The sequence below is a fragment of the Sphingomonas segetis genome (assembly GCF_009720245.1).
GTDB lineage: Bacteria > Pseudomonadota > Alphaproteobacteria > Sphingomonadales > Sphingomonadaceae > Sphingomicrobium > Sphingomicrobium segetis.
Map to the genome: position 1 here is coordinate 1 of NZ_WJSQ01000219.1, position 3155 is coordinate 3155.

Sequence of the window (3155 nt, forward strand, 5' to 3'; positions counted from 1 at the left end):
CGCGCACGGGGGGCCACGGTGCCGAGATCGAGCGCGAAGGCGCGCTGCTCGACCCCGACGCGGCGCTCGGCCCGCCGGCCGTTCCCAACAGCCTGTTCACCTGCCGAATCATCAAGATCGGCGCCAAGGCCGAGGGCAACCTTCCCTACGTGGCCTATCCGCCCTTCTCCTGCCGGGTGAAAGCCGACCGCGGGCTTCAGCGATTCAACAAGTTCGGCGGCTCCCAGCGCTATGTCGGCCTGATCTTCCCGGGCGACGCGGTACGCCAGATCTTCCTCGGCACGCTCGTGCTCGGCGACGAAACGCGCGCGCTCCAATATAGCCAGGATGAGCTGCGCGACGTCGCCGGCTATGTCGAGCGCGTCGGTCCGAACCGCTGGCGGCTGGTGATGCCGGAGCCGCATTTCGAATCGCAGCTCGACGTCATCGAGCTGGTCCCATCCTCCACGGGAGCACGTTGATGAGAAAGCTGCTATTCCTTGCCGCCGCCGCGATGACCGCCACCACCACAGCAAGCGCCGCAGCGTTGCAGGACGCAATCCGCGCCGACATGCCGCAGCTGATGACGCTCTATCGCGACCTCCACGCGCATCCCGAGCTGTCGATGCAGGAGGTGCGCACGCCGGCGCTGCTCGCGGGCGAGATGCGCAAGCTCGGCTTCGACGTGACCGAGCATGTCGGCAAGACCGGCGTCGTCGCGGTGATGAAGAACGGCCCCGGGCCGGTGCTGCTGATCCGCGCCGACATGGACGCGCTCCCGGTGAGGGAGCAGACCGGCCTTTCCTTCGCGTCGAAGGTCACAGGGAAGCTTCCCGACGGGACCGAGACCCCCGTGATGCACGCCTGCGGGCACGACACGCACGTGACGACATGGCTCGCCACCGGGAAGCGCCTCGCGGCGATGAAGGACCAATGGTCCGGCACCGTGGTGATGGTCCTCCAGCCGGGCGAGGAGCTGGTGATGGGAGCGCAGGCGATGCTCCAGGACGGCCTCTACACACGCTTCCCCAAGCCCGATTACCTGCTTGCCTTCCACGATGCGGCGACGCTGCCCGCCGGCGTGATCGGCGTCACCAATGGCTATGTGCTCGCCAACGTCGATACGGTGAACGTCGACGTGAAGGGGGTCGGCGGGCACGGCGCTTACCCGCAGAACACGCGCGACCCGATCGTCCTCGCCTCGCGCATCGTCAGCGCGCTTCAGACCCTGGTCAGCCGGGAGAACGATCCGCAGCAGCCTGCGGTAGTCACGGTCGGGAGCTTCCATGCCGGCACCAAGAGCAACATCATCCCCGACGAGGCGAAGCTGGCGCTAACGGTTCGCAGCTACACGCCCGAGACGCGCAAGCTGCTGCTCGACGGCATCCGCCGCATCGTGCGCGGCGAGGCGATCGCCGCGGGCATGCCGGAGGACAGGATGCCGACCGTCGAGATTGAGCAGCCTTCGGCCGATGCGACCTTCAACACGCCGGAGCTTTCCGGACGTTTGACGCAGCTGTTCTCATCATATTTCGGCAAGGACCGGGTGACCGAGCCCAAGCCGGTCATGGCTGCGGAGGACTTCGGCCGCTTCTGGCTCGCGGACAAGTCGAAGCAGAGCGTGATCTTCTGGGTCGGCGGCGTGCCGAAGGAAAAATGGGATGCCGTCGGCGGCGACACGACGAAGCTCCCCGCGCTGCACAGCCCGCTGTGGGCGCCCGACGCGGATGCGGTGATCTCGACGGCGACCGAGGCGATGACCGTCGCCGCGCTGGATTTGTTGAAGAAATAGGCGTTAAGCTCAGGCGAGGAGCCTCCCCATGCCAACCACCTTCCTTGGACTCTTCCTGCTCTCGACCGCCTTGTCGCTGGTCGCGACGTTCACCGCCGTCGCCGTCCAGGCGATCCTCAAGCGTATCCGCGCCTCATCCGGCGAAGGCCCCGCGCGAATTCGCTAGGCGTCGGCCGCGGCCGATGCGGCGCTTGCGTCGTTGAGCCGGTCGATGTGGGCGCGCCTGAGCTCGAGCGTCAGCGCGGCCATGTTCTCGGACAATTGCTCGACGCTCGTGGCGCTGGCGAGCGCACCGACGATCCCGGGCTGCGCGAGCACCCATGCAAGTGCCACCGTGCCCACGGCCGAACCCGTCTCGGCAGCAATTGCGTCGAGCGCGTGCAGTACGCGCATGCCGCGGCCCTCGAGATACTGTTCCACGCGGTTGCCGCGGATGGATTTAGCGAGGTCGTCGCGGGTGCGGTACTTGCCGGTGAGGAAGCCGTTGGCGAGCCCGTAGAAGGGCAGGATGCCGAGGCCGTGCCTGAGCGCGACGTCGCGGAGCGGCCCTTCGAGCTTCTCGCGCTCGACGAGATTGTACCAGGTCTGCAGCGCGCACGGCCGTTGGAGACCCTCTGATGCCGCAAGGTTCATCGCCTCGTCGAGGCGCTCGGCGGAGAATTGCGAGAAACCGACGGCGCGGATCTTGCCGGCGCGCTTGAGCGCGTCGAAGGCGCCGAGGCTGTCGGCGAGCGGCACCGACGGGTCGTCCTTGTGTTGATAATATAGGTCGATCGAGTCGATGCCGAGCCGCTGGAGCGAGGCATCGCACGCACGCTTCACCACCTGCGGCGCCAGTCCCTCGTTGAAACCCGCCTTGGTCGCGATCTGCACCTTGGTGCGCTTGCCGGGGTCGCGCATCAACCACCGTCCGATGACGCTTTCGCTCTCGCCGCCCTGGTGCCCCTCGACCCAGTAGGAATAGACGTCCGCGGTATCGATCATCGTCCCGCCGCGATCGACGAACTCATCGAGGATTCGGAAGCTGGTCGCTTGATCCGCGGTCCAGCCGAAGACATTGCCGCCGAGCACGAGCGGCGCGATCACGAGCTCGCTGCTGCCGATCCTGCGCTTTGCCATGATGCCGCACGCATGGCCGCGACGCCGCGCGCGGGCAAGCGTTCACCACTTCTTTGTAAAGTTTAGCGACACCTGCGCGCATGTCGGCTGAGTTGACAGTGGCGCGCGCATGGACGCGCTGATCGGCTTCTGGAGCCATGGGCTCGCCGCGTCCTTGTTCGCGGCGCTGACCCTGTGGCGCCTCGGCGATGCCGCGCGGCGGCCGGCGCAGCGGCTGCTGCTCGGCGCCTTCGCGGTCACCGCATGCTGGGCGTGGCTCAGCGCC

General features: G+C 67.3%; 4 protein-coding genes. 3 read left to right on the plus strand and 1 reads right to left on the minus strand.

Annotation, left to right across the window (positions count from 1 at the left end):
• The 3 genes from GH737_RS13910 to GH737_RS13920 form a co-directional block, all read left to right on the plus strand.
• On the plus strand, positions 1 to 461 hold a 461-nt coding region (locus GH737_RS13910; protein ID WP_155265380.1), incomplete at its 5' end, for a DUF4893 domain-containing protein.
• Entirely contained in the window at positions 461 to 1771 is a 1311-nt protein-coding gene (locus GH737_RS13915) for an amidohydrolase (protein WP_155265381.1), read from the plus strand. The genes GH737_RS13910 and GH737_RS13915, both read left to right, overlap by 1 nt.
• 28 nt (positions 1772 to 1799) lie before the next feature.
• Positions 1800 to 1937: a hypothetical protein gene (locus GH737_RS13920; RefSeq protein WP_155265382.1), complete on the plus strand. Its 138-nt coding sequence runs from the start codon at positions 1800 to 1802 to the stop codon at positions 1935 to 1937.
• On the opposite strand, the gene GH737_RS13925 is transcribed toward GH737_RS13920, so the two are convergent.
• On the minus strand, positions 1934 to 2890 hold the full coding sequence (locus GH737_RS13925; RefSeq protein ID WP_196233204.1) for an aldo/keto reductase: 957 nt from the start codon (positions 2888 to 2890) through the stop codon (positions 1934 to 1936). The two genes, GH737_RS13920 and GH737_RS13925, sit on opposite strands and share 4 nt — an antisense overlap.
• Positions 2891 to 3155 lie beyond the last annotated feature (265 nt).

Coding starts and splice junctions, on each gene's coding strand:
- GH737_RS13915 (WP_155265381.1), top strand. CDS start 461: ATGAGAAAGCTGCTATTCCTTGCCGCCGCCGCGATGACCGCCACCACC.
- GH737_RS13920 (WP_155265382.1), top strand. CDS start 1,800: ATGCCAACCACCTTCCTTGGACTCTTCCTGCTCTCGACCGCCTTGTCG.
- GH737_RS13925 (WP_196233204.1), bottom strand. CDS start 2,890: ATGGCAAAGCGCAGGATCGGCAGCAGCGAGCTCGTGATCGCGCCGCTC.